The following is a 26,761-nucleotide window of genomic DNA, read 5'->3' on the forward strand; positions in this document are numbered from 1 at the left end:
ACTGGAGTACAAGCCCAATCAGGGCTTGCAGTTGCCGCAGGGGGTGTACCCCGCCTCCACGGCCTCCTCACGGCTGGAGAAGATGATCCGGTTCTGCTCGGCGGGCAGGTTGGGGCAGTCCTCCCGGTGGAACACCTTGGAGTTCAGGTTGCCGATGTAGGTCTCCTGGGCGCTCTCGGACTGGCTGGGCTGGGGAGACGTCTGGCCGTCCCGGCCGGGGGTGGGGGCGGTGTCCTTCTCGGTGGTGAAGGTGACGGTGGTGCCGTCGCTCACCGCCACGATGGTGCCCTGCTGATCGGTGCGGTACACGGTGGCGCCCGCATCCCGCAGGCGGCTGAGCACATCGTCAGAGGGGTGGCCGTAGTCGTTGTCCAGCCCCACGGAGATGACGGCGTACTCGGGCATGACCTCCCGCAGGAAGGAGTAGCTGGTGGAGGTGTCGCTGCCGTGGTGGCCCACCTTGAGGACCGTGGCGGACAGGTCTGCCCCCTGGTCCAGCAGGTCCTTCTCCGCCTTGGTCTCCATGTCGCCGGTGAAGAGGAAGGAGGTGGCGCCGAAGTCCACCCGCAGCACGATGGAGGTGTTGTTGGTCTCGCTGTACTCGGCCACAGGGCCCAGAATGGTCACCTGGGCTTCGCCGAGGTCGAAGGTGTCGCCGGGGTTGGGGATCTCCGGCTCCAGGCCCTGGGCCTCGGTGTACTTGACAAAGTTTTCAAAGGCCTTGGAGTCGTACTGGGTGACAGGGGAGAGGACGTGGCTGACGGTGCAGGTGTTCAGGGGGCCGGACAGGCCGCCCACGTGGTCCTCGTGGGCGTGGGTGCAGACCACATAGTCCAGCTGGTCGATGCCCTGTTGGTCCAGATAGGACACCACCAGACTACTGTCGGCCACGTTGCCGCCGTCGATGAGCATGGCGTCATCTCCGCACACCAGCAGGGCGGAGTCGGCCTGTCCCACGTCGATGAAGTGGACGGCCAGAGTGGAGCCGTCGGTCACAGGGGCGGCGGAGGGAGTGCCGGAGTCCGGCGGAGCGGCAGAGAGCAGGTCGCAGCCAGCCAGAGAGACCAGCAGGCAGAGCAGGGTGAGCAGGGGCGCGATACGTCGTTTCATGGGATCTCCTTTTCCACGTTGGTATACATAATGTGCAGATATCAGTATAAACCACAGCGGCGAAAAAAGAAAGAGGGGCGTGGATCAGAGGAAAGAGCAGTTTTCCAGGAAAGGGAAATAAAAGGGGACGACAGCGCATATCCTCTAGGGAGAAAGGGGGGAACAGCCGTGCCGCGACTGTCCTGGAAGCTTCTGACCGCCTTTGTGGCCGTCACGCTGGCGGGGGCCTGTCTCCATTTTGTCCACGATTTCTTTCCCAATCCCGCTGTGGGCCTCATCGCGCCGGTGAACGAGAGCATATGGGAGCACCTGAAGATCATCTACTGGCCCTTCCTGGCGGGGGTGCTGCTCCTCTGCCGGCGGGGCGGGCGGGACTGCCTGGGGCCCTGGCTGTTGGCCCTGCTGGCTATCTGCGGCGCCATGCTGGCGGCGGGATATCTCTACCATGTGACAGCTGGCGGGGACTCCGTGGCCTTTGACGTGGGGCTGTATGTCCTGCTGATGGGGGCGGGCTTCCTGCTGGCGGCGGTGTTCAACCGCCCGGCCGTCCGGCAGCGGACGGATTTGCTCCTGCTGCTCACCATCGCTCTGGGCGGAGCCATGATCCTGTTTACCTTCCTGCCGCCCGACCATGTCCTCTTCACGGACCTGTCCGGCGCCAACACCTGGCAGGTCATCCCCTACTGACTGCCCGCCTGCCGCAAATCCGGAAGCCCGCAAAAAAAGAGTGAGAACCCCCTTTACAAATCGGAAAATCCTTGCTATAATAATTGAGCGCCTTGGTTGAGGCGTTGTATGCGCCCGTAGCGCAATTGGATAGAGCGTCAGATTCCGGTTCTGAAGGCTGGGGGTTCGAGTCCCTTCGGGCGTACCATTTAAGACCACTGGAAACCTTGCATTTCAAGGACTCCAGTGGTCTTTTATTTTTTTGTATTCAGACTTTAAGGGCTAAAACTGGACGGTTTTGAGTAAATTGATGGTGGAAATGGTGGTGGAACTATCACCGCTCTCAGGATGTTTTTAACTTGAATGTAGCACTTGATTCCAGAGCGCTCTTTTCTAGATCACCCCAAACACTTTGGTAGATTCTCGACGCTGCGGTTCAACTAAGCCCATACCAATGAGCGTGCTCTTGATAAGACTAATTACGCCTGGTTCAGACGGTCCAGTATGTCAGCCATGTCTCAGAGAGCGCAAAGTTTTTTTAGGGCATATTCCATACGGTTTTGTAAAATATAAAAAGGTGGTAAATTTTGTGATATATATAATTGGTGGTTTATTTTTAATGCTTTTATTTCCGTTCATGTTTTTTTATACGCAGGATACGGGATGCTACTGGAATGACCCGCCCGGAGGTGTAAAACTTGAACCTCCGAGTGTTTACAATCTGGAGGACAGAAATATAGATAATATAAATCGGTATGTAAAGAGAATTGTTTGTCCATACTATTACTATTTGGACAAAGCGGAGAAGATAAAAGAAGCGGACGATTCAAGTGGATTATTGTTGCTTATAGTGGGAGCTTTTCCCGGCCTGTTTGTATTCTCTGCTGGATTGGGAAAATTGGACTTTATAAAGCCGATGACAGCAGCATTTTTTGTTTCCGTTCTGGCTCAAATTGTTGTCTATTTTGTGGAAAACAGAATATATGAAAAGAAATTTAAACTTGAGGAATTTAAGGTAGAATATGAAAAATATAAAGATATATGCAACTATTTTGAGGAAAATAAGAGCGAGTATGGGGAGACCAGAGAAGCAGCAATAAAAAGGGAAACGCTTGGAAAATACATTGAATACTTGGCGCGGAATATGAGAAAAATAGAGAAGCGAATTTTTGCAAAAAAATGCTTTACTTATGTTTGCGGTTTTTTGTATCTTGCAATACTGTTTTTTGGAGCGGCGGAATATTAAAGCCCACGCCAAACGGGGGGTAGCAGAGCGGAAAGTCGGTCTTTCTGCGTAGACTACAGCCTGAGCCCTGTCATGTGGATTCGGGTGGTCTGAATATCCTGTCTGGAACTTTCAAGCTCGGTGTGCTATGCTGTAAAAAAGGCAGCAGGGTGGTGAAATGGGACAGGTTATGGACGAGCGGTTGATCTATGAGATTTTATCTGTGGTGGAGGAAATTCCTGCGGGCAGAGTGGCCACCTACGGCCAGATCGCCCGGCTCATCGGCAGGGAGAAAAACGCCAGGCTGGTGGGGAGGGTGCTCAGTGACGCGTCCTATTATGGCGACTACCCGTGCCACCGGGTGGTGAACCATGCCGGACGTCCGGCACCGGGGTGGCCGGAGCAGCGCGCCCTTCTGGAGGGGGAGGGCGTGGGATTCCGCTCCGACGGCTGTGTGGATATAAAACGGTTCCGGTGGGATGGCGGAGCGCCGGGAGAAACAGGATAGAAAAGCATGAGGCCTCACCCGGCTGGGTGGGGCCTCATGCTTTTGATGGCGGACAGACCTGGGGAGAAAGAGGTCAGTCCAGGAAGTCTTTCCGGTAGTTGACGCCGAAGTATTCTGCCAGCTCTCTCATCTGGCTGTCCAGGATGGTGTTCTTCCGGGGCAGGTGGGCGGTGAGCATGTAGATCTGGGCGGCCTTCTCCACGGTCTCGATGAGGCCGAAGGTCTCGTCCAGGGTCTTGCCGGCGCCGTAGATGCCGTGCATGCCCCACACCACCAGGCGGAACTCCTCCATCTTCTTGGCAGTGGCCTCACCGATGGAGTTGGTGCCGCAGAGCATCCAGGGCAGCACGCCCACGCCGTCGGGGAAGACCACAATGCACTCGGTGCACATCTCCCACAGGGTGTGGGTGAACTTCTTCTCATCCAGCTCGTGGACGTAGTTCATGGCCAGGGTGTAGGTGGGGTGGCTGTGCATAACCACCCGGTTCTCCGGGTCCACCTTCAGGCGGGCCATGTGGCTCATCAGGTGGGCGGGCAGCTCAGAGGTGAACTTGCCGCCGTCCTTATAGCCCCACAGCAGCTCGGCGGTGGTGCCGTCCTGGGCGATGCGGATGACGCCCAGGTTGGTCTCCGGGTCCTTCTCCACGTTCTTGAAGTACTTGCCGGTGCCGGTGACGATGAAGTACTTGCCGATGAGGGGGGTGGCGTCGAAGCCGGTGGGGATGGTGCGGATGACCTTGTTCAGATCCAGGTACTCGGCCACCTCGGCCTCGCTGAGCAGGTAGCTGATGTTGCCGCCGTTGCGCTCATCCCAGCCCATGCGGTACATGTTGGCGGTAGTGCTCTTCATCTCCTCCACAAAGGGAGCGGTCAGAATATCTTTCATGACGTCTTTTCTCTCCTATCTCATATCCGATGGATGAAATGCTGCTCTCACATCAGCTTGCGGAACAGCGTCTTGAAGTCCTCCACAGTGGCCTCTCTGGGGTTGCCGGGGGCGCAGGCGTCGGCGGCGGCGGACTGGGCCAGGAAGTCCAGGTCCTCCTCCTTCATGGCGGGCAGCTTGGTGGGGATGCCCACATCCTGGGACAGCTGGCGCACCGCGTCGATGGCGGCCTTGCGGTAGGCGGCCTGGTCCATGCCGGTGGTGTCCACGCCCATGGCCTCGGCGATGGCCTTGAACTTCTCGCCGGTGTACTCCTGGTTGAACTCCATCACGATGGGCAGCATCATGGCGCAGGCCACGCCGTGGGGGGTGTCGTACACGGCGCCCAGGGTGTGGGCCATGGAGTGGGCGATGCCCAGGCCCACGTTGGAGAAGGCCATGCCGGTGACGAACTGGCCCAGGGCCATGCCCTCGCGGCCGTCGGGCTCGTTGTTCACGGCGCTGCGCAGGTTCTTGGAGATGAGGCGGATGGCCTCCAGGTTCAGGCAGTCGGCCAGGGTCCAGGCGGCCTTGGTGGTGTAGCCCTCGATGGCGTGGGTCAGGGCGTCCATACCGGTGGAGGCGGTGAGGCCCTTGGGCATGGTGGACATCATGTCGGGGTCCACCACGGCGATGTCGGGGATGTCGTTGGTGTCCACGCAGACGAACTTGCGCTTGCGCTCAACGTCGGTGATGACGTAGTTGATGGTGGCCTCGGCGGCGGTGCCGGCGGTGGTGGGCACGGCGATGGTGAACACGGTGCGGTTCTTGGTGGGGGCCACGCCCTCCAGGGAGCGGACGTCGGCGAACTCGGGGTTGTTGATGATGATGCCGATGGCCTTGCCGGTGTCCATGGAGGAGCCGCCGCCGATGGTGATCATGTAGTCGGCGCCCGACTTCTTGTAGGCCTCCACGCCGGACTGGACGTTCTCAATGGTGGGGTTGGGCTTGATGTCGGAGTAGATCTCATAGGCCATGCCGGCCTCGTCCAGCAGGTCGGTGACCTTCTTGGTGACGTTGAACTTGACCAGGTCGGGGTCGGAGGCGATGAAGGCCTTCTTGAAGCCCTTGGCGGCCACCAGGCCGGGGATCTCCTTGATGGCGCCCTTTCCGTGATAAGAGATGGCGTTAAGCACAAAACGATTGACCATGATAATACTCCTCCTGTTATGTAATAGTTTCAGACGGCGCATTCAGCGCTGGGAGAGAACCTCTTTTTCATACTGGCGGACAGTGTCCAGCCAGGTGCCGTCCAGGGGCGCGCCGCACCGGCGGCAGTACTCGTCCCACACCGCACCGAAGGGCAGGGTCTTCAGCTCGTCCTGCCGCACCAGCACGGCGGTGAAGTCGCCGGCGTCCTGGTCGGCCTTCAGGCTGTCGCTGGGGGTGAGCAGGGCGTTGAGCAGGGCCTTCTGCCAGTTGCGGAAGCCCAGAGTCCAGGCGGCCACCCGGTTGACCGAGGCGTCGAAGTAGTCCAGGGCCATCTTCACCCGGCCGTCCAGGCCGCCGCAGCGGATGATCTCCTTGGCCATCTCCCGGGTCTCGTCGTCAAAGAGGACCACGTGGTCGCTGTCCCAGCGGACGGGGCGGGTGATGTGGAGGGCGATCTCGGGGAAGAACACCAGCAGGGCGGGGATCTTGTCGCTCACCACCTCGGTGGGGTGGTAGTGGCCGTTGTCCATGAGGGGGATGCACTTGCCCGGGTTGGCGGCGGCGTAGCTCAGGGAGAACTCGGCGCTGCCCACGGTATAGGCCTCCACGCCGATGCCGAAGACCTTGGACTCCACACAGGGCTTGACCTTGTCGAAGTCAAAGGGCTCGGACAGGATCTCATCGATGGACTCCTTGTAGCGCATCCGGGGGCCCATGCGGTCGGCGGGGATGTCCTTGAAGCCGTCGCCGGTCCAGATGTTCATGACGCAGGGCTGACCCAGCTCCTCGGCCAGGTACTGGCTGATGCGGATGCAGGCCTTGCCGTGGTCGATCCAGAAGCGGCGGGTCTCCTCGTTGGGGGAGGACAGGGTGAGGGGGTCGCACTTGGGGTGGGAGAAGAAGGTGGGGTTGAAGTCGCAGCCCAGGCCCCGCTCCTTGCAGAAGTCCACCCACTTCTTGAAGTGCTTGGGCTCCAGCTTGTCCCGGTCCACCCAGCCGCCGTTGGCGTCGTCAAAGATGGCGTAGTTGGCGTGGAGGTTCAGCTTCTTCATGCCGGGGCACAGCTTGAGGACCATGTCGATGTCGGCCATCAGCTCCTCGGGGGTGCGGGCCCGGCCGGGGTAGTTGCCGGTGGTCTGGATGCCGCCGGTGAGGGGCTTGGTGGGGTCGGTATCAAAGCCGCGGACGTCGTCGCCCTGCCAGCAGTGGAGGGAGACGGGCGCCTTCATCAGCCGCGCCATGGCCTGCTCGGTGTCCACGCCCAGCGCGGCGTATTTCTCTTTCGCTTCGTTATACATATGCAGCCTCCTGCAGCAGAATATTTCCCAGGGCCGTGGCCTCGGGGGAGCCGGTGATCACCGGCCGGCCGATGGCCTGCCAGGTGAGGTGGTTGAGGTAGGTGTTGTTGACGCCACCGCCCACAATGCACAGCACGTTGAACTTCTCGCCGGTGATGGACTCCAGCTGGTCCAGCGCGGCAGCGTAGGCGTGGGCCAGGCTCTGGTAGATGGCGTGGGCGTACTGGCCGGGGGTCTGGGGTACGGGCCATCCGTGACCGGCGCACTCGGCGTCGATCTCCGCCATGACCGACTTGGGGGCCAGGTAACGGGCGCTGTTTACGTCCAGGTGGTAGTCGAAATCGGCCTCCGCCTGGGCCATCTGGGCCAGCTGGGCGAAGGAGTACTGGTCCTTCAGCTCCCGCTTGAGGCACTGGACCAGCCACAAGCCCATGATGTTCTTCAAAAACCGGATGGTGCCCACGCCGCCCTCGTTGGTGAAGTTGGCCTTCATGGCCTCCGGGGTGGTGACGGGCTGCTCCAGCTCGGCGCCCAGCAGGGACCAGGTGCCGCTGGAGATGTAGGCCGTGCCCTTCTGGGGCAGGGCGGCGATGGCGGAGGCGGTGTCGTGGGTGGCGGGGAGGACCACGTCGCAGTCAAAGCCCACCTGCTGCGCAATGTCCGTCTTCAACTGCCCCAGCTTCACAGGCGGCTTCTGGGGCTGGGCGGCGAAGAGCCGTTCCGGCAGGCCCAGGGCGGTGACGATCTCCATGTCCCAGGTCCTGCGCCTGGCGTCCAGCAGGCCGGTGGAGCTGGCGTTGGTGTACTCGTGGGCCTTGACGCCGGAGAGGTAGAAGCTCAGGTACTCGGGCAGCATAAGAAAGTCCGCCGCGCCGTCCAGCCGGCCGTTCACCTTGTCCCAATAGAGCTGGTAGATGGTGTTGAAGGGCTGGAACTGAATGCCGGTTTTCTCGTAGAGCTTGTCAAAGGGGAGTACCTTGTGGACCAGCTCCGCGGCCTGGGCGCCCCGGCCGTCCCGGTAGCAGTACAGGGGCAGAATGGGCTTGTCCGCGTCGTCCAGCAGCACATAGTCCACCGCCCAGGTGTCGATGCCCACGCTGTCGGGCACAATGCCCTGCTCCTTGCAGGCCTTCAGGCCGCTGACCACCTCCCGGCACAGCCGGTCCAGGTCCCAGACCAGGTGGCCGTCCTGCTCCTGGGGCAGGTTGGGGAAACGGTAGACCTCTTTCATTTGCAGCGCGCCGTTTTCCCGCCAGGCGGCGATGTGCCGCCCGGAGGACGCGCCGATGTCAATGGCTAAGTGTATCATTTCCGATACCCTCTCTTTTCTGGGGTTTTGCAGGGTTCAGTCCTCCTGCTGCTTGTGACGGGCAGCAATGGCGGCCTGCTCCTGGGGCAGGTTCTTCTCCACGGTGAAGAAGAAGATCAGGGCGGCGCACACCACATAGGCGATGGTCTCCACCCAGATGTAGCCCACGGTGATGGTGCTCTGGACAGCGGCGGTCTGAACAATGGTCTCAGCCCCGCCGGTGGGCTTCTGGTAGTTGACCGCGCCCAGCATGGCCATGAACACGGCGTTCATGATGGGGGTGGCGGCCACCATCAGGGAGGAGTAGATGCTCATGGTCAGGCCGTCGGTGCGGATGCCGCTCTTGAACTCGATGTGGTCGATGACGTCGGCCAGCATGGCCAGGATCAGGTAGCAGGCGGGGGCGGAGCCCAGGCACTTGAGGGCCACGCCGATGGCCACCAGCACGAAGTTGTGGCTGCCCAGACCAGCGATGACGCCGCCCACAGCGCCCACCAGCATGCCCGCCATGCACACGGTGCGCTTGGAGAACTTGTTGGCCAGGGGCACCACGAACAGGGCGGCCACCGCCATGGGGATGGCGCCCAGGACAGACAGAACGGTCTGGGCCAGGCCCCAGTCGATGGTGCCGGTGGCGCCGATGACCCACTCGCAGAAGTAGCTCATGGAGCCGTTCTTCATGGCGCCGGCCCACTGGAAGCCCAGGTAGAAGAGGATGACGATCCACCACCACTTCTCGCTGGTGACGGCCCCCAGCTGCTCGCCCAGGGAGGCGGCCTTGGCCTTGGTCTCCTGGGCGCTGCCGGAGGTCATGGCCTCCTCGGTGACCCGCTCACGGGTGAACTTGTACTGGAGGAAGATGGTCAGGGCGGAGAAGATGGCCACGGCCAGCATGACCATGAACCACATGTTCTGGTCGTTCTTCATCACCTGGCTGACCAGGATGGGGAACACCATGGAGCCCACGCCCATGACGCCCAGGCCGGCCACATTGGTGAAGGAGGCCAGGGCGCCCCGCTGCTGGCTGTTGCGGGTGGACACGGGGATCAGGGTGGAGTTGGCGGTGTTGTAGATGGGGTAGGCCACAGCGTAGTACAGGTTGTAGGCGATGGCGATCCACACCATCTTGGCCGTCCCCTCAAAGGGGACGATGAACATAAGCACGCTGGCCACCGACAGCGTCAGGGCGGACAGCAGTACCCAGGGCCGGGCCTTGCCCGCCAGGCACCGGGTGCGCTCGATGAGCTGGCCCACAATCAGGTTGGCCGCCACGATCAGGATGGTGGATACCACCTGCAGCACGGAGAGGAAGGCCTCGTCCAGGGCCAGCACGTCGGTGAAGTACTTGTTGAGGAAGCTGGTGAAGATGCCCGAGGAGAGCAGGGCGCCGAAGGGGCCGATGAAGTAGCCCAGCAGCATCTCGGGGAGCCGGACTTCCGGGGAACGGATGAGGGATCTGGTCAGGGGCGTGCTCCAGAAGTCATTCTTTTTGTCGTTCATAGTCCATATCCTTTCTTACAGCTTGCAGGAACAGGTGTAGGTTCCGCTGCCATAAATTGTATGACATCCGTCAGGCAGCGTCAACTCACAACTTGCACCCACAGGCACCGCCACGGTCACGGTCAGTGCGCCGTTTTCCGCCTTCCAGTCCACTGCGGCCCGGCCGTAGGGGGTCTCCACCCAGGCGCTGGCCCAGGTGAGGCCGCCGCCCACCAGGGGCTTGACGGCAAAGCGCTTGTAGCCCGCCTCCAGGGGCTCGATGCCCGCTACCCGCCGGTAGAGGAAGTCGCCCACCGCGCCGGAGGCGTAGTGGTTGTAGGAGATCATGGTGTCGGTGCCGTCGTCCCCGATGGGACACTGGCCGTTCTCGTCCAGGCCGTCCCACCGCTCCCAGATGGTGGTGGCTCCCGCCTTCACCTCGTAGAGCCAGGAGGGGCACTTGGTGTTCAGAAGCATCTTCCAGGCCGTGTCGGCGTGGCCGTTGTCGGCCAGGGCGAAGAGGATGTAGGGCGTGCCGGGGAAGCCGGTGCCGATGCAGAAGTCGTTTTTCTCCACCAGCCGGGCCAGATTGTCCGCCGCCTTGGTCCGCGCCTCCGGCGGGAACATGCCGAACTGGAGGGGCAGCACATAGGCGGTCTGGAACTCGTTGAGGAGCCTGCCCTGTCCATCGGTAAAAACGGCGCAGTAGGCGTCGGCCACCTTGGCGCTCAGGTCCTTGTAATAGGCGGCATCCTCCTGCTCCCCCAGCAGCTCTGCCACCTGGGCGGTGACGGCGCTGGTGTGGCACAGGCTGGCGGTGGCGGTCCACTTGCTGCGTGCCTGCCACTGCTGCATCTTGGGCACGTCGGGGGCCACCCAGTCCCCGAAGTGGAGCACGGAGGGGGTGCTCCAGATGTACTTCTTCTTGCCGAAGCTGAGCAGTCCCGCCCAGAATTTGCAGGCCTTCACGTATTTTTTCATCACCGGGTAGAACTTCTTCAGGATGGACAGGTCGCCCCGGGCCATGTACTCCGCCCAGGGCACCAGCACGCAGGCGTCGCCCCACCAGTCCACCGCCATGGCGGGCATGGTGGCCGGGAAGCCGTATCCCTGGGCGGGGACGGTGTTGGGGATGCCGCCGCCCCTGAGCTGCTCGGCCTGCACGTCCAGCATCCACTTCTCCAGGAAGCGGCTCATGTCGAAGTTGTAGCAGGCGGTGGGGGAGAACACGGCGATGTCGCCGGTCCAGCCCATGCGCTCGTCCCGCTGGGGGCAGTCGGTGGGGATGTCCACAAAGTTGGACTTGGCGCCCCACCGGATGTTGGACTGGAGCTGGTTGAGCATCTCGTTGGAGCAGGAGAAGCCGCCGTTGTCGGCCAGGTCGGAGTAGAGGGCCACGGCTTTCACGTCGATGTCCTCCGCCGCGATGCCCTCCACGCCCACATACCGGAAGCCCATGTAGGTGAACCGGGGGGAGTAGGTCTGTTCGCCGTCGGTGCAGGTGTACGCGATGCGGGCCTTGGCGGAGCGGAGGAACGCGGTGTTCAGGGTGCCGTCCGGGTTGAGGATCTCGGCGTGGCGCACCACGATCTTCTGGCCCTTCCTGCCCCGGAGCTTCAGCCTGACCACACCGGCGAAGTTCTGGCCGAAGTCATAGACCAGGCAGTTTTCCACTTTGGTGCAGGAGATGGGGGAAAATTCCTCGTGGGCGGTGACCGCCAGGCCGTAGGCCGCCCGGATGGCCGGGCTGACCCGCAGCTGCTCTATCACTGCATTCCGCCAGCCGCCGGTCTGTGCGGTGGCATCGTACACCTCGCCGTCGTACAGGTCGGCCTCCCGGAGGGGGCCCTCCTCGGTGACCTGCCAGGAGGTGTCGGTGCCCACGATCTCCTCCGAGCCGTCCTCATAGGTGACCCGCAGCTCCAGCAGCAGGGCCTGACGGTCGGCAGTGACCCGGTTCTTCCGGGTGAACACAAAGGAGCCCACCGCCCAGCCGCCGGCCACCACCGCCGTCAGGGTGTTGTCCCCCTGGAGCAGGCCGGTCACGTCGTAGGTCTGGTATTGCAGGTTGGTCTTGTAGGAGGTAAAGCCGGGGGCAAAGTAGTCGTGGCCCACGGCTGCGCCGTTGAGGGCCAGCTGGTAGATGCCCATGGCGGTGGCCCTGATCTTGGCCTCCTTCACCTTGCCCCGGAGGGCGAAGGCCTTGCGGAAGGTCATGGGCACGGGGGACACCCGCTTCTCCGTGAAGGAGTAGGCCCCGTCGCTGATCCACTGGGCGGCCCAGGGGGTGTCCAGCCGCCCAGTCTCGAATTCCAGGGAAGCCCGGGCGGTCTCCCCGGCGTCGTCCACCGCCGTCAGCTCCGCCCGGTAACGGGTAAAGGGCTTGAGGGCCGGGCCGCCGTAGGGGATGGCGACCTGCCGGTCCGTCTCCACCGTCCAGCCGTTGACCGTCAGAACGGCTTTGGCCAGCGCCGCGCCGGCCCGGTCGCTGTCCAGGGAGAAACCGAACCGGGGGGCGGCCGCGTCGGTCACGCAGTGTTCCCGCTGATGTTCACAGGTAAATGTTCTGATGGTAAGCATATGTAACCGGCCTTTCTCGTGCAGCGTAACGTTCTTTCATTTTCCCGCCCTTGCCGGGCAAAGAAATTGCTGTGCCCAGGGTGCGTTCCCCAGGCACAGCAATTCAAACCCTGCTCAGGCCTTCAACGCTTGCCTGTAGGTTTTGCTCAGTCCGCCTTCTTGTTGAGGCGGAAGAAGGCGGCCACCATGGCGGCCACAGCGGCCACCGCCAGGCAGATCATGTTGGCGATGGTGCCGGTGGCGGAGGACAGGTTCTCGGGGGTCTGAACCTCCAGGGCGACGTCGGCGTTGGAGAAGTAGATGTAGCCCAGGCCCTCGGCTCTGGCGGAGATCAGGTTGATGAGGCAGAGGGTGAGGAGCACGGGGATGACGATGCGCATGGCGCCGGAGATGATCTCCACCACGGTGGCGGCGGCGCCGGAGAGCTTGAGCTGGGCCAGGATGATGACCAGCACCAGCAGGATGATGGCGGGGATGCCGTAGGTGGTCATGCTGCTGACGGCGGCGTTCTGGAAGTAGCCCGCGCTGGAGATGTTCACGCCGTAGACGATGAGAGAGGCCAGCGCCAGGATGGCGACGATCAGGTTAACCCAAACGCCAGCGGACTGTTTCTTGATGTTCATGGTTATACCTCCTCCTTCTTCTTCTCAGGCACCAGGGTCAGGGCCAGCCAGGCCACGCCGGTGATCACGGCCAGCGCGCCGCTGGTGTAGGTGATGGCGGCCAGGGCGTTGTCCCACCAGGTGTTGACCTTCTCGGTGGACACGTTCATGATGGCGCTGTTGGCGAAGGTGTAGAGCTGGTACTTCAGGTTCTCTCTGGCCTGCTCCACCAGAGTGGAGTCGTTCTTGACGGTATCCACGGAGATGTAGGGCCAGGTGGCGTCCACGCCGCCCTCGCCCAGGTTGATGTGGTTGTCCTCGGTGGCGAAGTCGGCCACCTGGGTGATACCGGCCATGACCATGGACTCGGCGTTAAAGTAGTACTTGTTGTTCATCATATCGGTGGAGATGAGGCCGGTGTAGCCCCACTCGCCCCGGAGAATGGTCTGGAGCATGCCCACGTGGTGGGAGGCGTTGGTGGCGCCGATACGGTTGAAGGCGATCATGACGCCCATGCCGTCAGCGTCCTCCAGGCCGCCCTGGAAGCAGCGCAGGTCGGTCTCGCGGAACTTCTGCTCGTTCATGTAGGCGGAGATGCCGCCGCGGTTGTGCTCCTGGTCGTTGAAGCCCATGTGCTTGGGACCGTTGATGATGCCCATGTCGGCGCAGCCCTGGAGCACGCCGTAGCCCATCCGGTTGGTGAGCATGGGATCCTCGGAGATGTACTCGTAGTTACGGCCGTTGTAGGGGGTGCGGCGCTGGGTCAGGCCCACGCCCCACAGGTGGTAGCGCTTGAGCCACAGGCCGGAGTTGCCCTCAATGCGGCCCCACTCATAGGCCAGGTCGGGGTTGAAGGAGGAGCCCAGCAGGGTCTGGGAGTGGACGTTGAAGCGGTAGGTCTCACCGGTGGTCTCGTCGGTGTAGGTGGCGGTGAAGCCGCTGACGCCCTCGTTCTGGATGACCACGGGGTTGTCCACGTTGGTCAGTACGTCGGACTGGCTGCCGCCGTGGATGACGGCGCCCACGGCCTCGTCGATGGTGATGGAGGACACCAGGGTATCCCAGAAGGGGTCGTTGATATCGCTCAGCTGGTCGTACTGGATGTTGGTGGTGTCAAAGCGGACGCCCTTGTCGCCGCCCTCGGTGGCGGGGCTGTCGGTCTGGATGGTGTAGGTCTGGCCGCGGAGCTCGGCGAGCCACTCGTCGGCCTTGGGGCTGTCGCCGATGGTGATGGCCACCTCGTTGTAGTTGATGGGATAGGTGCCCTCCCAGTCGCTGCGGGACAGGTAGGTGACAGTGTCCTCGCCGGTCCAGTAGTTCAGGTCGGCGTCGTCGGCCACGTTGGTGACGGCCACGCCGTTCTCAACGGCAAAGGTGGTCTTGTCCAGCTCGCCCAGGCTCCACACCTGGGTGTTGCCGGTGGCCTCGGCATCCATGCCGTCGGCGGTGGTCTTGCCCTGGGCGGCCAGAATGTTGTTCACGGCCTCGTGGGCGCCGGCAGCGGCGGTGAAGTAGTAGTCACCGGCGTCCAGGATGTAGGTCTTGGCATTGGTGTAGTCATAGCTGGCCAGGTACTTGGTGGGGATGGTGATGGTGACTTCGGCAGTGCTGTTGGCGGCCACCTCGGTCTTGGCGGAGTTGAGGAACATCACCGCGGACTTCTCCACATTGTTCTGCTTGTCGTAGTCGGTGTAGGGCTGCTGGACATAGAGCTGAGCCAGGAAATAGCCATCCTGGTCGCTGTTGTTCTTGATCTCCACCACGGCGGTGATGTTGCCGTCGGGGGTGCGGTCCACGTCCACGCTCTTCAGGGTCTGGGTGTAGTCCAGATAGCTCAGACCGTGGCCGAAGGAGTAGATAACTTCCTTATTGTAGTCCCAGGTGCTGTCCTGGGTGGCGCCCGCGCCGGAGTTGGCGCCGGACTCGGGGTTCATAATGGAGTCGTAGTACCGGGTCTCGTAGTACTTGTAGCCCACGTAGATGCCCTCGGCCTCCACGATGTAGTAGCCGCCGTTGTAGGTGTCGCTGCCGCCGAAGGAGCCGGCAGTGGTGTTGGCGATCTCCACGCCGGGATAGCGGGGGTCGTCGCCGTCGCTGCCCACGATCTCGTAGTCGGCGTAGTAGCCGCCGCCGAAGTTCATGACAGCGGGGATGGAGGCGTTGTCGGCCACATAGGTGTCGGGCAGGGCGCCGGTGGCGTTGACCTGGCCGGTGAGCACCTTCACCACGCCGATGGACTGGTAGTCGTTGAGGCAGCCGATGTAGGCGATGCCGTCCACCTCGTGGGCGCCGCCGGCGGCGATATCCTTGATGACCATGGTGTTGCCGGTGTTCAGGAGGACGATGACCTTGGAGCAGGTCTCCTTGGCCACGTCGATGACGGCCAGCTCATCCTCGCTCAGGGCCAGGGGGTCCTCGCCGGTCTCCTCGCCGGCGTAGTTGACGGCGGAGCCGGGCATATAGGTGTTGCCCTCGCCGGCGCCCCGGGCGAACACGCAGATGCCGATGGTGTTGTCCTTGTCCACCTGGCTCTTCCAGTCGGCGGGAGCGCCCAGGGCCTCGTACTCCGTGGGGGGAACCTCGGCGATCTGATAGGTGGTCATGTCGCCGGGGGAGGCCACGTAGATGTGGTCATAGGCCACGCTGGTCTCCATCTCGCCGGTCCACTGGTTGGGCACTTCCTCGGTGTGCTTGTTGAGAATGTTGTTGGTGTAGAAGTCCTTGACCGTCTCGTTGATCTGCACGCCCGCGTCGGTGAGGGCCTGGACCAGGTCCACCGCGTCGGCGTTGCCGGCCTTGTGGTCGCCGCTGGTGTAGGGATAGGGAGCGTAGGCGGCCAGGCCGAAGAGGGCCACGGTGGCGTCGGAGGCCAGGGGCAGCACATCGTTGTCGTTCTTCATGATAACGGTGCCCTCTTCGCCCTCCTTGATGGCGATGTCCTTGGCGGCGGCCTTCATCTCGTCGATGGTGGCGTAGTCGCTCTTGAAGCGGGCGGAATCCTCATCGGTAAGGGTAATGTAGCTGCTGGTGCCAAGGAAGCCGTCCAGCGCTGAACGATAGCCCTCCGCGATGCCGGTGCCCACGACGGACAGGGCAAGCACGGAGGCCATGACCGCCGAAAGGCCTCTCATGACGGGTGCAATTCGTTTCGCTTTCATCATTTTTCCTCCCCATAGTAGCATGAACATTAACGGCCGTTCTGTTGTGAGAAATTATAACACTGAGGTAATCTTTTGTCCACAATTTAGCGATAATATCCAAGAAGTAGAAAGAACAACATACTTTTTGAGGCAATTGAACGTAAATGAGCATAAATGAACAAAACGGGAGGGGAAAAGTAGACACTGTGTCCGGTAACGGTATCCATAATATTCCAAAAACAAGAGCCCGTTGACAACAAAATGACCGAATGATACAATATCGACCAAATACAGGGGGCTTAATTATGCATACGAACGAACGTTTTGACCTGATCCTGGACTACCTTAAAATGCACAAACGCGCAACAGTTGCAGATTTGAGCAAAATGGTGTATGTCAGCGAGGCCACGGTGCGCCGGGACCTGAATGAGATGCAGCGTCTGGGGCTGCTGCGCCGGACCCACGGCGGGGCCATGTATGCCGACGGCTCGGAGGAGGTGTCCATCTTTGTCCGGCAGGAGGTGAACGCCACCGGCAAGGAGGTGACGGCCTCCATCGCCCTGCCCCACCTGCCCGACTTCCACACCATTTTCATCGACAACTCCTCCACCTGCCTGGCCCTGGTGCAGCGCATGAACCTGCGGCACAAGGTGGCGGTGACCAACGGCATCCAGGCGGCCACCTGGCTGGCCCAGCAGGACGACGTGCAGGTCATCATGCCCGGCGGAGAGCTGAAGGCCAACACCGGTTTTACCGGCAGCATGGCCTGCAACACCCTGCGGGGGTTCCGGTTCGATCTGATGCTCTGCTCCTGCGCCTCCATCGACATGGAGGGCACCTATGAGAACTCCCTGCCGGTGAAGGAGCTGAAGGTCACGGCCATGGAGCTGTCCGACCGGTGTATCCTCATCACGGACAAGACCAAGTTCAGCCTTCGGTCCCCCTACCGCACTGTGGGCCTGCGGAAGTACGACTGTATCTTCACCGACGCGGAGGATGAGGTGCTGACCCCTTTCCGGGCGGAAGGGCTGGAGATCATCAACCATTAACCGGATGCAAGGGGGCTTTCCCGTGGGCGGCAGGAAATTTTCATGGCTGTGGGCGGCGGTGGCCGCTGTGCTCCTCCTGTCGGGCTGTGTGTCCGCCGGGGAGGGGGCGTCCACCTGCACGGTGGTCTTTGAGGACGACCCGGAGCTGTTTTTCTACAACCAGATCTATGAGACGCCCCGGGGCGGGGATGTGACGGTGACGGTGGGCGTGCCCGCCGGCCGCCGGATCGCCACGGTCAGCTTTGACCGGTATACCGTGTCCGCCAAGACCGGCTATTCCGCCAGCTACGACTATTACGACCTTATCCTCCACGACGTCCGCTACCCTGCGGTGGTGCGGCTGACCACATCCCCCGCCCTCACCACGGTCTACACCGCCGGAGAAGGGCAGGGGGAGACCATCACCGTCCAGGAGGACAGCCCCCGCCTGTCCCCCAATACCCTGCCCTGGCGGGGACAATTTTCAAGAGAGGGCTTTCTGGCCGTGGGCTGGAACACAGCGCCCGACGGCAGCGGCGTCCATATCGGCTTCGGCAGCCGGGGGGCCCGGGAGGACGGGGAAGAGACCTTGACTCTCTATCCCAAGTGGCTACCCTGTACGCCGGAGGAGGCCTTCACCTGGACCGAGCGGGACGGCGGCGCCGTCATCACCGGCTATGACGGCAGGGAAGGCGACCTGGTCATCCCTGAGACCCTGGGCGGCCTGCCCGTCACCGCCATCGCCGCCGGGGCCTTTGGGGCCGTGACGGCGGATACCGTGGCCCTGCCGCCCACCCTGACCGCCGTGGAACCCGGGGCTTTTTCCGCCCTGACGGCGGAACACCTCTATCTCTTTGATACCCTGGAGCAGATGGACAAGGCCTCCTTCGGGGACTACACCATCACCCGTCTCCACCTCAACGCGGTGAAAGACCCGGTCTACAGCGGCACCTACTTCGACACCTTCCCCGACAAGGCGGACTACCTCCGGTCGGTGGCGGAGGAGGACAAGCTGGTGCTCTTCTGCGGCTCCTCCGCCCGGTTCGGGTACGACAGTCCCATGCTCGCTGAGGCATTTCCCGACTACGAGGTGGTGAACATGGGGGTGTACGCCTATGCCAACATGCTACCCCAGGCCAGGATCGTCCTCCACTACATGAAGGAGGGGGATATCCTCCTCCACTCCCCCGAGCTGGACGCCATCGGGCAGCAGTTCTGCGGCAGCACCGCCCTGGACAAGGAGACCTTCTGCATGACAGAATCCAACTACGACCTGCTCTCCCTGCTGGACTGCCGGGAATTTACGAACCTTTGGGGGGCCTTCGGGGCCTTCCAGGCCGCCCGGGCGGACATGGAGCCCCGGTCCTACGCCGATTCCCCCGCCCTGTACGACGAGGACGGCAACCGGCAGGAGCAGGCCACCTATAACCGCTACGGGGACTACATCCTCTACCGGGAGAACAACCTGTCCGGGGAGAATTTCGGCATCAAGCGGGCCTTCTATAACGCCAGCCACATCACCGAGGCCGACTGGCAGGGCATCAACGCCATGTACGACAGCTTTGCTGCCAAGGGCGTGTCGGTGTACTTCACCTACTCCCCCCGCAGCCGCACCAGCATCTCGGAGGACAGCACCGAGGTGTCCATCACCGAGCTGGACGCCCTGTTCCGGCAGAAGCTCCACGCCCCGGTCATCTCCGACATCCAGTCCTCCCTCATGGACCCGCTGTACTTTTACGCCACCGACAACCACCTCAGCACCGAGGGGGCTCAAATCCACACCGCCCGGGTCATTGAGGACCTGCGCCGGGCACTGGAGGGAGGAGCATGAACCTTGTCTTTCTCCAGTACCCCCTGATCCCCATTCTGCTGGCACTGTCCCTGGTATTGACGGCACTGGCCGGGCTGCTCCGCCGGGGCGGCGGGGCGGCGGCAGCGCTGGCGGCGGTGTCCGTGGGGGCCATGGCGGTGGCCGCGCTGGCCTGCTCGGTGCCCTATGAGGAGATCCTGCTCCTGCTGCTCCTCCCGGCCCTCACCTGCTTTCTGACTGTGGCAAGGGGGGAGAAGAAATGAGCTTTGTGTCCCCCGGCTTTCTCCTCTTTCTCCCGGCGGTGCTGGCCCTCTACCGGCTCACCCCATGGCGGCAGCGGTGGATGGTGCTCCTGCCCGCCTCCTATTTCTTCTACGCCTGCCACAGCCCCTGGCTGCTCAGCCTGATCTTGCTCACCACCCTGGTGTCCTACGGCAGCGCCCTGCGCATTGAGAGGGCGGAGACTAGAAAGCAGAAGCGCCGGGCGGTGGCCCTGGACGCAGCGGTGTGTCTGGGCATTCTCTTTCTCTTCAAATATCTGGACTTTGCCCTGGGGGGCGCGTTCTCCCTGCTGCGCCTGTTCGGGGTGGAGAGCGGCTTTACCGGCTTCCACCTGCTGCTGCCCATGGGCATCTCCTTCTATGTGTTCCAGACCATGTCCTACACCTTTGACGTCTATCGGGGCACCATCCGGGCGGAGCGCCACCTGGGATACTACGCCCTGTTCGTCTCCTTCTTCCCCCAGCTGGTGGCCGGACCCATTGAGCGCCCCGGGGACCTGCTGCCCCAGCTGAAGGCCCCCAACCCCCTGGAGCAGGAGGACATCGCCCAGGGCGTCCGGTTTCTGGTGCGGGGGTACGGCAAAAAGGTGCTCATCTCCGACTTCCTGGCTTCCTTCGTGGATACAGCCTACGGGGACGCCGCCGGGGCAGGGGGCGGGGCCATGGTACTGGCCACCGTGCTCTTTGCCCTGCAAATTTACTGTGACTTCTCCGGCTACTCCGACATCGCCATGGGCTGTGCCCGGCTCATGGGCATCCGGCTCACCGAGAACTTCCGGCAGCCCTACGCCGCCTCCTCGATCCGGGACTTCTGGCGGCGGTGGCACATCAGCCTGACCCGCTGGTTCACCGACTATCTGTACATCCCCCTGGGCGGCAGCCGCCGGGGGCTGGCCCGGCAGTGCGTCAACATCCTGGCGGTCTTTCTGGTCAGCGGCCTGTGGCACGGGGCCAACCTGACCTTTGTGGTGTGGGGCGGGCTCCACGGAGCGTTCCTGGTGGCGGAGACCCTGATGCTGGGCCGGCGGCAGCTCACCTCGTCCCTGGGCCGGGGACTCCACCGGGCGGTGACCCTGGTGCTGGTGTGCTTTGCGTGGGTGTTTTTCCGCTCGGCCGACCTGTCCCAGGCCGTGTTCATCCTCCGAGCCATCTTCACCGACTTCCGCCTCCCCAACGCCCTGACCGGGCTGGGGATGGGCAGGGTGGAGCTGATACTGGCCTGCCTGCTGGTGCTCCTGCTGCCCATGCTGGAGCGGCTGCCCGCCCTGGAGGTGGAGAAAAACAGAACAAAGGGGCGGTATGCCGTCCCTCTGCTCTACTTCCTGCTGGCCGTCGCCATTGTGGCCTGCCGCTGCCTGGTGCTGACAGAGCACGGGGCAACTGCCTTCATCTACTTTCAGTTCTAGGGGGAGGATGCCATGAAACAGCGAAAAACGCCCTCCCCGGCGGCCCTCTGCGGCCTGCTGGCGGCGGCGCTGTGCCTGCTGGCCGGGCTGCTGCTCCTCTTCGGCTTCGCCCTGCCGCCCCAGTACGGGGATACCTTTCTGGGCGAGATGAAGTACAAGATGGAGCGGCTGGAGGACACAGAGGGGCACCGCATCGTCGTGGTGGGGGGCAGCAGCGTGCCCTTCGCTCTGAAGAGCGGCCTGGTGGAGGAGTACCTCCCCGGCTATCAGGTGGTGGACTTCGGCATGTACGCCGGCATGGGCACGGTGGTCATGCTGGACTGGGCCCAGACCCAGGCCAGGGCGGGCGACATCTTCATCATCGCCCCGGAACAGAGCGCCCAGACCCTATCCTGCTATTTCTCTGGCGAGCTGGCCTGGCAGGCGGCGGACGGCGCCTTTGATCTGCTGCCCGCCGTCCACTCCAGCCGGTACGAGTCCCTGGCCGCATCCTTCCCCGCCTTTGCGGGGAAAAAGCTGTGGTATACCCTATTCGGGTCCCCGGAGCCGGAGGGGGTGTATGCCCGGTCCTCCTTTGACGGGTACGGCGATATCATTTACCCGGACCGGACAGCCAACATCATGTCCGGAGGGTACAACCCCAACGACCTCATCTCCTTCTCCCGGGACGTCATTGCGGAGGACTTTGTCGACGCCCTCAACGACTTCGCCCGGGCGGTGGTGGCCAAGGGGGCCAAGGTGGTCTACCACTTCCCGCCCATGAACGCCGCCGCCCTGGAGCCGGACACCGACCAGACAGCGGTGGATACCTACTACGACTACCTGGACGGACAGCTTCTGTTCCCAATCCTGGGGGACCCAAACCGCTGTATCCTGGACAGCGGCTGGTTCTACGACACCAACTTCCACCTCAACGCCAGCGGCGCCACGGTGTTCACCAAGCTGCTCATTGAGGACCTGAAGGTCTATCTGAAGGACACCTCCCCCACGGAGATTTCCCTGCCAGCCATGCCCGCCGCGGGGGCGTCGGCTCTGGCGGCGGACAGCACGGATGCCGCCCTCTTCACCTACCGGCATACAGAGGAAGGCTGGATTTTGTCCGGTCTGACGGCGGAGGGACAGGCCGCCCAATCCCTCACCCTGCCGGGCAGCTATGAGGGAGAGCCGGTGGTGGGGATGGACGAAACATTGCTTGAAGAAAATACCAGAATCCATGAAATTACGGTTCAGCCCAATATTGGGATTCTGTACGACGGTATGTTCTCCGGCTGTACGGCCCTGGAGCGCCTGATTCTCACCGGTGAGGACCCGGCGGCCTATGTGGCAGGGGACGGCCTGCGGGACGGGGCGGACTTTTTCATCTGCGTGCCGGAGGGGGCCCTGGACCGGTACCGCCGGGACTACTTCTGGCAGACATACGCCCCCTGGATTCAGCCTACGGAGGGATAAGGGACAGGGCGGGAGCATACAGCTCCCGCCCTTTTTCAGCCTTGAGACAGGAAAAAACCGGAATTCTCTTTTCCAACCCGCCGGGACATAGTATAATGTTGAAAAAACAGGCGTTCCGCGCCGGAGTCTGCGGACGCTGTACGGCAGACCAGACCGGGAGGAAAACTATGGCGGGAAAAAAGCGGGATTTGGGGGAGAGCCCCTTCGAATCCCTGAATGTTTTAAAGAGAAAGTGGAAGGACGGCACCTTTTCCGAGATCCTGGAGGACTGGAAGTGGATATTCGGGTACAGCGCCCGGTACAAGGGGGCCATCGTGTTCTATATCCTGATGGGCATCCTCAGCACGTCCCTGGGGCTGGTGAGCAGCGTGGCGGGAAAGTACGCCATCGATGTCATCACCGGCTATGAGACCAGCAAGCTGTGGCTGGTGATCCTCATCATGGTGGGCAGTACCCTCATCAGTTTGCTGTTCACCAGCGTCATCAGCCGGGTGTCCACCAGGCTGGCCCTGGACATTGACAACGATATCCGGGCCGACATCTTTGACCAGATCATGGACGCGGACTGGCTGTCCCTGAGCCGGTACACCAGCGGCGACATCCTCAACCGCTTCAACGGGGATGTGAGCACGGTGAGCAGCAACGCCATCAAGTGGCTGCCCAGCGTGATCATCGCGGTGTACCAGTTTGTGGCCACCTTTCTGGTGCTGTTCTACTACGACTGGGCCATGGCCCTCATCGCCCTGGGCAGCGCGCCCTTCCTGCTGCTGGCGGGGCGGCTGCTGGTGCGGCGGCAGCGGGAGTACAACCGGCAGGTGCGGGAGGCCAGCAGCGACCTGATGGCCTTTGAAGTGGAGGCGGTCAGCAACTTCGACACCATCAAATCCTTTGGCGTTGGCCCCCACTACAGCGGCAAGATCCGCTGGTGGCAGGCCAGGTTCAGGGACATCAGCCTGAAGTACAACCTGTTCTCCATCAAGAGCGGCGCGCTCATGTCGCTGCTGGGGATCGTGGTCCAGTTCGTGGCCTTCGGGTACTGCCTGTTCCGCCTGTGGGGCGGCGGCATTACATATGGCACCATGACCCTCTTCCTCCAGCAGCGCAATGAGCTGTCCACAGCCTTCACCAATCTGGTGGGCATCGTTCCCAGCTTTCTCAGCAGCTCGGTCTCGGCCCATCGGATCCGGGAGCTGGCGGAGCTGCCCCGGGAGGTGCACCTCCCGGAGAGCGGCAAGCTGGATGTCCACGGCGGCGGGAGCTTTGAGGTGCGCATGGAGCATGTGACCTTCTCCTACCGGGAGGGGGACCAGGTCATCACCGATTCGGCCTTCCACGCCGCACCGGGGGAGATTGTGGCCCTGGTGGGTCCCTCCGGCGAGGGCAAGACCACCCTGATCCGCCTGATCCTGGGCCTGGTGTGCCCGGGAGAGGGGAGCGTGGTGCTCCGGGACTGCGACGGCCGGGAGGTGCCTGCCAATGCGGAGACCCGGCGGCTCTTCGCCTATGTGCCCCAGGGCAACACCATATTCTCCGGTACGGTGGCGGAGAATATGCGCCTGGTGAAGGAGACGGCCACCGATGAGGAGATCATCGAGGCGCTGAAGCTGGCCTGCGCCTGGGAGTTTGTGGAGAAGCTGCCGGAGCAGATCAACAGTCCGGTGGGGGAGCGGGGAAAGGGCCTGTCCGAGGGCCAGGCCCAGCGGCTGGCCCTGGCCCGGGCCATGCTGCGGGACGCGCCCATCCTCCTGCTGGATGAGGCCACCTCGGCTCTGGACGTGGCCACCGAGCGGGCTGTGCTGCGCAATATCGCGGGCTGCGGCAGAGGCAAGACCTGTATCGTCACCACCCACCGGCCCAGCGTGCTCAGCCTGTGCCAGCGGGTCTACCGGGTGATGGACACCCGGGTGACCGAGCTGGGCCGGGAGGAGTCGGGCCGCATGGCCATGGATTTCTGATCTATTTTCCGGAGGCAGAATATAAAAAACGGTCCCCTGTGAATCCGAGATTCACAGGGGACCGTTTGCTGTTGGGCGTTATTACTGATCGCCGGCGACCTCGCCGCCGTTGGGATCGGGGGCGGAGTTGGCGGTGGACCAGGCGCGCTCCAGAGCGGCCCAGTCGCGGACGGGCAGGAGTTCGGTCCAGGACTCGACCTGAGCGCCATCCACGGTGATGAACTCATAGTCGTGGGAGTTGGTGGCCTCCTGAACGGCCGCATAGTACCAGACGCTGGTATCCATGTTGTCGGGCCAGGTGATCATGCCGGGCAGCATGTTCTCCGTGGAGGGAGCGCGGCCCAGGGTGCGGTTGACGATGGTCATGGCCTCGGCACGGGTGATGTAGGCGTCGGGATCGAAGGTGCCGTCGCCGCGGCCCTCAATGATGCCCAGGACGGCGGCGCGGTTGATGTACTGGTTGGCCCAGTGGCCGGCGATGTCGGGGAAGATGTCCTCGCCCTCATAGGTACCGCCGAAGAAGCGGACCGCGATGGTGGCGAACTCGGCGCGGGTGATGGGGGCGTCGGGGTCGAAGAGACCGCCGGGCTTGCCGGTGATGATGCCGGCGTTGGTCAGGGTGGCGGCGGCGTTGTTGAACCAGTCGCTGCTGTCAGTGTCGACATAGCCGCTGTTGGTGCTCCAGAGCATGGCGCGGGACTGGTCGGTGAGCATGCGGAAGAAGATGGTGGCCACCTCGGCGCGGGTGATGGAGGCCAGGGGGTGGACCAGACCGTCGTCACGGCCGATGATGTAGGCGAAGTGATCGGTGGTGTTCAGGTCAGGACCGGGGCCCAGGGGGACGTCGGGGTCGTCAATGTCGGTCTCGCCGTCGTCACCGCCGATGACGGTGTAGGTCACGGAGGGACGGGGGAAGTACAGCTTGGACTCACTGTCCTTGGGGGTCAGATAAGCCTCCACGTTGGGGTAGGCGATGTAGGTGCCGGCAAAGCCCATGTGGCCCACCAGTCTGGCGGAGTAGGTGATGGACAGCTTCTGGCCGCGGAGCAGGTCCTGGTGCAGGGTGAGGGTGAACTGCTCGGTGCCGTCAGAGGCCTTGGTGTAATTGAGCGTGAGGAACTCAGCGCCGTCGTCGGTGTGGAAGACCAGGCTGTCCTTGTCGCCCAGGGTCTGGCTCTCCCAGTACAGACCGCCCTCGTTGGTGCCGTTGGCGTTGGTCAGGCTGACACGGATGGCCTTGTCGGTGGCCAGATCGAAGTTGTAGCCGTCGGAGGAGCTGTAGCCCAGCACGTCGGTGATGACGCTGCCGGCGGGGACCGCCACGTTGGCGGACTGGCCGTACATGGCGCTGATGATGTTGTCCAGCTGGGAGGCGGTGTTGTCCAGGGTGGCGTCAAAGGCGCCGCCGGTCACGCTCTTGCTCTGGGCGTAATCGATGAACTGAGCGGCCAGCGTGGACAGGGCGCTGACATTGGCGTCGTCCTCATAATAAGGATAGCCCACGGTGACCAGTTTCACGCCGGCCTCCGCCACCTTGTCCAGCTCCTTGGCGGCGAAGTAGACGCCGGTCTCGAAGTTGGTGTAGGCGTTGGCGTCGTCCTTGACGGCCTGGACAGCGGCGGGCAGAGGCTCGCTGGCGGAGGCGCTGCCGTAGGTCTTGGGGGCGGCGGACAGGTTCAGGGCCAGCAGGTCGTCCAGGTCGGTCAGGGCCTGGTAGCCGCCCTCGGCGGCGTCGCTGTTGGCCATGGTGGCGGTGGTGCCGTCGGCCTTGTAGTAGGAGTTGTTCACAGCGCTGCCGTTGTCGTCCAGCCAGTAGAAGCTGCCGCCGTCGGTGATGAGCACCAGATAGCGCTTGTCAGCGGCCACGGTGTCGGTGGACAGGCTGTTGAGGGCGCTCAGGCCCTCCCGGATACCGGCCTGGACGTTGGTGCCGTGGTCAGAGGCCAGAACAAAGGCGGCACACTCATCCTCCACGCCGGAGAGGGCGGCCTCGGAGCTGCTGGTCAGCAGCTGGGGCTCCACCACGGTCTGGGCGGTGGTGGTGAAGATGGTCAGGCCGGCGTAGATGTTCTTGTCGGCCATGAACTTGAGGGCGTTGGCCCAGTTCTCCACGTAGGTCTTGTTATCCTCGCTGAGGAAGAGGCTCTGGGTGGCGTCCAGCACGAACTGGATGGCGATGGGGTTGGCGTTGGTGTTGGCCACCACATCCAGGGTGATGGTGGTGTCGCTGCCGGCCAGCTCGCTGGCCTGCTTGCCCAGGGTGATGCCGTTCTCGGTGTTGGCAGGCGGGTTGGTTACCGTGGCAGAGGCGGCGGGGAGCATGCCGATCAGCATGACGACAGCCAGCGCCGCGGCCAGGAATTTGCGCATACGCATAGGTCATACCTCCGTTTGCAATTTGCATAAAACAGCGCGACAGACAGCCGGAGAATCTGCGCGCCTCATGCTATAACACACGACAAATTATAGCATAGTTAAAAGGAAACGGCAATAAAAAATCACCCACAGGAAGGGGAAAATTCCAAAATTAGTTTGTGAGTGATATATGACGCTTTTTGGTTACATATGCGCGAAACATTGCAAAAATGCGGGTGAATAAATAAAAAAGGGGGACCACTTGTTAAAAAATATCCGAAAGAATAAAGGAAGATTCTTGAATTTAGCGGCCGCCTATGCTATACTAGCCAAAAATAGGTGTGTTTTCGGCGGAAGCGTCGGAACGTGCCTGATGGTTTGCAGCCAGACCCCTGTATCGACGGTGACGCCGGAAGCCGGCCTTGCGGGGCAACTGTTTTGCAAGGGAGGAGAATAATTATGAAGAAAGCAGTGCGTAAGGGC

At 62.5% G+C, this 26,761-nt stretch carries 19 protein-coding genes and 1 tRNA gene; 10 read left to right on the forward strand and 10 right to left on the reverse strand.

The window, feature by feature from the left end; all coding sequences use genetic code 11:
* Positions 1-18: 18 nt before the first annotated feature.
* A complete protein-coding gene (locus tag Q0K23_RS00870) occupies positions 19-1,110 on the reverse strand; it encodes a ComEC/Rec2 family competence protein (protein ID WP_294516731.1) in 1,092 nt (363 codons plus the stop codon).
* Positions 1,111-1,278: 168 nt separating this feature from the next.
* On the opposite strand from Q0K23_RS00870, the gene Q0K23_RS00875 reads away from it, so the two are divergent.
* The 4 genes from Q0K23_RS00875 to Q0K23_RS00890 all read left to right on the forward strand — a co-directional run bounded on the left by Q0K23_RS00875 (position 1,279) and on the right by Q0K23_RS00890 (position 3,509).
* Positions 1,279-1,797 carry a DUF6512 family protein gene (locus Q0K23_RS00875; RefSeq protein WP_294516733.1) on the forward strand — a complete coding sequence of 173 codons (519 nt, stop codon included), beginning with the start codon at positions 1,279-1,281 and terminating at the stop codon, positions 1,795-1,797.
* A gap of 110 nt (positions 1,798-1,907) precedes the next feature.
* Positions 1,908-1,984, forward strand: a tRNA-Arg gene (locus tag Q0K23_RS00880).
* A 258-nt stretch (positions 1,985-2,242) separates the two neighbouring features.
* Positions 2,243-3,022: a hypothetical protein gene (locus Q0K23_RS00885; protein WP_294516735.1), complete on the forward strand. Its 780-nt coding sequence runs from the start codon at positions 2,243-2,245 to the stop codon at positions 3,020-3,022.
* A gap of 157 nt (positions 3,023-3,179) precedes the next feature.
* Positions 3,180-3,509: an MGMT family protein gene (locus Q0K23_RS00890; protein WP_294516736.1), complete on the forward strand. Its 330-nt coding sequence runs from the start codon at positions 3,180-3,182 to the stop codon at positions 3,507-3,509.
* Positions 3,510-3,582: 73 nt separating this feature from the next.
* Here the strand turns inward: Q0K23_RS00890 and rhaD are convergent, their stop codons facing one another.
* From rhaD to Q0K23_RS00930, 8 genes are all read right to left on the reverse strand, one after another.
* A complete protein-coding gene (gene rhaD, locus Q0K23_RS00895) occupies positions 3,583-4,395 on the reverse strand; it encodes a rhamnulose-1-phosphate aldolase (RefSeq protein WP_294516739.1) in 813 nt (270 codons plus the stop codon).
* 47 nt (positions 4,396-4,442) lie between these two features.
* Complete coding sequence (gene fucO / locus Q0K23_RS00900) at positions 4,443-5,585, reverse strand: lactaldehyde reductase (protein ID WP_294516740.1); 1,143 nt, start codon at positions 5,583-5,585, stop codon at positions 4,443-4,445.
* A 42-nt stretch (positions 5,586-5,627) separates the two neighbouring features.
* On the reverse strand, positions 5,628-6,884 hold the full coding sequence (locus tag Q0K23_RS00905; RefSeq protein WP_294516742.1) for an L-rhamnose isomerase: 1,257 nt from the start codon (positions 6,882-6,884) through the stop codon (positions 5,628-5,630).
* The gene (locus Q0K23_RS00910; protein WP_294516743.1) at positions 6,877-8,193 is read right to left on the reverse strand and encodes a rhamnulokinase family protein; all 1,317 of its coding nucleotides are present in this window, start codon (positions 8,191-8,193) and stop codon (positions 6,877-6,879) included. The genes Q0K23_RS00905 and Q0K23_RS00910 overlap by 8 nt, the downstream gene beginning before the upstream one ends.
* A gap of 36 nt (positions 8,194-8,229) precedes the next feature.
* Positions 8,230-9,693: an MFS transporter gene (locus Q0K23_RS00915; RefSeq protein WP_294516745.1), complete on the reverse strand. Its 1,464-nt coding sequence runs from the start codon at positions 9,691-9,693 to the stop codon at positions 8,230-8,232.
* 15 nt (positions 9,694-9,708) lie between these two features.
* On the reverse strand, positions 9,709-12,252 hold the full coding sequence (locus Q0K23_RS00920; RefSeq protein ID WP_294516747.1) for a family 78 glycoside hydrolase catalytic domain: 2,544 nt from the start codon (positions 12,250-12,252) through the stop codon (positions 9,709-9,711).
* 146 nt (positions 12,253-12,398) lie between these two features.
* Positions 12,399-12,875 carry a hypothetical protein gene (locus Q0K23_RS00925; RefSeq protein ID WP_294516750.1) on the reverse strand — a complete coding sequence of 159 codons (477 nt, stop codon included), beginning with the start codon at positions 12,873-12,875 and terminating at the stop codon, positions 12,399-12,401.
* 2 nt (positions 12,876-12,877) lie between these two features.
* Complete coding sequence (locus Q0K23_RS00930; RefSeq protein ID WP_294516752.1) at positions 12,878-16,012, reverse strand: glycoside hydrolase family 3 C-terminal domain-containing protein; 3,135 nt, start codon at positions 16,010-16,012, stop codon at positions 12,878-12,880.
* Positions 16,013-16,299: 287 nt separating this feature from the next.
* Between Q0K23_RS00930 and Q0K23_RS00935 the strand changes: the two genes are divergently transcribed.
* The 6 genes from Q0K23_RS00935 to Q0K23_RS00960 all read left to right on the forward strand — a co-directional run bounded on the left by Q0K23_RS00935 (position 16,300) and on the right by Q0K23_RS00960 (position 23,923).
* Positions 16,300-17,043, forward strand: a complete 744-nt coding sequence (locus Q0K23_RS00935; RefSeq protein ID WP_294516755.1) for a DeoR/GlpR family DNA-binding transcription regulator — start codon at positions 16,300-16,302, stop codon at positions 17,041-17,043.
* Between the two features lie 22 nt (positions 17,044-17,065).
* On the forward strand, positions 17,066-18,853 hold the full coding sequence (locus tag Q0K23_RS00940) for a hypothetical protein (protein WP_294516757.1): 1,788 nt from the start codon (positions 17,066-17,068) through the stop codon (positions 18,851-18,853).
* On the forward strand, positions 18,850-19,095 hold the full coding sequence (locus Q0K23_RS00945) for a hypothetical protein (protein WP_294516759.1): 246 nt from the start codon (positions 18,850-18,852) through the stop codon (positions 19,093-19,095). The genes Q0K23_RS00940 and Q0K23_RS00945 overlap by 4 nt, the downstream gene beginning before the upstream one ends.
* Complete coding sequence (locus Q0K23_RS00950; RefSeq protein WP_294516761.1) at positions 19,092-20,519, forward strand: MBOAT family protein; 1,428 nt, start codon at positions 19,092-19,094, stop codon at positions 20,517-20,519. Before Q0K23_RS00945 ends, Q0K23_RS00950 begins: the two co-directional genes overlap by 4 nt.
* A 12-nt stretch (positions 20,520-20,531) precedes the next feature.
* On the forward strand, positions 20,532-21,968 hold the full coding sequence (locus Q0K23_RS00955; RefSeq protein ID WP_294516763.1) for a hypothetical protein: 1,437 nt from the start codon (positions 20,532-20,534) through the stop codon (positions 21,966-21,968).
* Between the two features lie 167 nt (positions 21,969-22,135).
* The gene (locus tag Q0K23_RS00960) at positions 22,136-23,923 is read left to right on the forward strand and encodes an ABC transporter ATP-binding protein (RefSeq protein WP_294516765.1); all 1,788 of its coding nucleotides are present in this window, start codon (positions 22,136-22,138) and stop codon (positions 23,921-23,923) included.
* An 81-nt stretch (positions 23,924-24,004) separates the two neighbouring features.
* Here the strand turns inward: Q0K23_RS00960 and Q0K23_RS00965 are convergent, their stop codons facing one another.
* Complete coding sequence (locus Q0K23_RS00965) at positions 24,005-26,299, reverse strand: S-layer homology domain-containing protein (RefSeq protein ID WP_294516767.1); 2,295 nt, start codon at positions 26,297-26,299, stop codon at positions 24,005-24,007.
* Between the last annotated feature and the right edge of the window lie 462 nt (positions 26,300-26,761).

Origin of the sequence: uncultured Pseudoflavonifractor sp., assembly GCF_944387275.1 — a bacterium.
Classification (GTDB): domain Bacteria; phylum Bacillota; class Clostridia; order Oscillospirales; family Oscillospiraceae; genus Pseudoflavonifractor; species Pseudoflavonifractor intestinihominis.